At 69.5% G+C, this 1,820-nt stretch carries 1 protein-coding gene; it reads left to right on the top strand.

From position 1 onward, the window contains the following. Positions 1–221: 221 nt before the first annotated feature. Entirely contained in the window at positions 222–1,694 is a 1,473-nt protein-coding gene (locus ACFWPS_RS53705; protein ID WP_383721828.1) for an ABC transporter permease, read from the top strand. Positions 1,695–1,820 lie beyond the last annotated feature (126 nt).

Raw genomic sequence — 1,820 nt, 5'->3', positions numbered from 1 at the left:
CATTGCCTTTGGCGTGGTCTGCTTTTTTTTTTTATCCCCCCGGGGGCTTGTGCGCCCTTCCCCCCCCCCCCCACCCCCCCCGGCCGGGGGCCGCCCCGGGCCCGCCCCCCTTCCGCGTTGACAGCCCGGTGCGGGGCCATTCCTGGCATCTGTACAGCCTTCTCATGCATCTCTTATTTAGGCCTTATCGAGCCATCACGGTGCGTCCCTACCTTGCGGTCATGTTCTTCACCTACCTGAGGCGCGAACTGCGCCGCCGCAGAAAGGCGGCTCTCGTCGTCGCCTCCGGCCTCGCGCTGGGCATCGCACTGGTCATCGTGGTCAACTCCGTGTCCAACGGCATGGGGAAGGCGCAGGACAAGGTCCTCCAGTCGCTGTACGGCCTGGGTACGGACATGACGGTCACCAAGGCCGCAACGGCGTCCGCGAGCGCCTCCCAGCGGCCCCGTTTCAACTTCGACGCGCAGAACAACGGCTCGTCGAGCACGCAGAGCAGTGACCGTGTCATGGTGCAGGGCTTCAGCACCCTCGCCTCCACCACCGTCACCAAGGTCGGCGACCAGAAGGGCGTCGCGACCGCGGTCGGCGGGCTGAACCTCAACGTGGTCAAGATCAGCGGCCAGTTCACCCGGGGTCAGTTCCAGCAGAACCAGGGCTCCGGCGGCAACGGCGGCGGCCCCGGTGGCGGCAGCACCGGCCAGCCGCAGGGTGAGGTCCAGGGCGGTGGCGCCAACTTCGACGTCAACTCGTACACGGTCTACGGCACCGACGTCACCCAGACCGCGGTCGGCCCGCTGACCTCGTCGAAGATCACCAGCGGCCGTACCTTCAAGACCACCGAGACGAACGCCAAGGTGCTGGTCGCCGACTCGGCGTTCGCCAAGGAGAAGAAGTACAAGGTCGGTTCGACCGTCACCATCAACAAGGTCAAGTTCACGATCATCGGCATCGCGACGGCCGACAGCGGTGACGCGGCGGCCAACCTGTACATGCCGCTGAAGCAGGCGCAGACGCTCGCCGACGAGAAGAACAAGGTCACCACGATCTACGTCAAGGCGACCGACTCCAAGCAGATCTCGTCGGTGAAGAAGACCATCCAGAGCAACGTCTCGGGTACGACGGTCACCACCTCCGCCGACCTCGCGGACACCGTCTCCGGCTCCCTGTCCACGGCGTCCTCGCTCGCCACCAACGTCGGCAAGTGGCTGTCCATCGCGGTGCTCGTGGCCGCGTTCCTGGTCGCCGGCCTGCTCACCTCCTCGGCGGTCTCCCGCCGCGTCCGTGAGTTCGGCACGCTGAAGGCGCTGGGCTGGAAGTCCGGCCGGGTCACCCGGCAGGTCATCGGCGAGGCCATGGTCAACGGCCTGGTCGGCGGTGCGCTCGGAATCGGGCTCGGTCTGGCCGGCGCCTACGTCGTCACCGCGATCAGCCCGACGCTGGACGCCTCCGTCGGCAGCAGCGGCGGTGGCGGCACCGGCGGTGGCGGCTTCGGCGGCGGTGGCGGCGGCTTCGGCGGCGGTCCCGGCCGGCAGGCCGCGAAGACCCTGGAGGTCGCCCTCACGGCCCCGGTCAGCGTGACGACGATCGGGCTGGCGGTGGGCCTCGCGGTGGCCGGCGGTCTGATCGCGGGCGCGTTCGGCGGCTGGCGCGCGTCCAGGTTGCGGCCGGCGGATGCACTTCGGCGGGTCGAGTAGTTGACGTCGGCTGTGGCTGGGGTGGGGGTGTCGCTCACCGGCGCTGGCCGGGTGCCTCCCCCAGCCTTCGGCCGGGGGGACCCCCAGCGCCCACCCGTGCCGCCCTGCGGCACGCCTGCCCGCAGC

The sequence above is a fragment of the Streptomyces sp. NPDC058457 genome, from assembly GCF_042720695.1.
Classification (GTDB): Bacteria; Actinomycetota; Actinomycetes; order Streptomycetales; family Streptomycetaceae; genus Streptomyces.
Note: the sequence above shows the minus strand (reverse complement) of the source record. Positions and strands in the feature narration are given on the sequence as shown.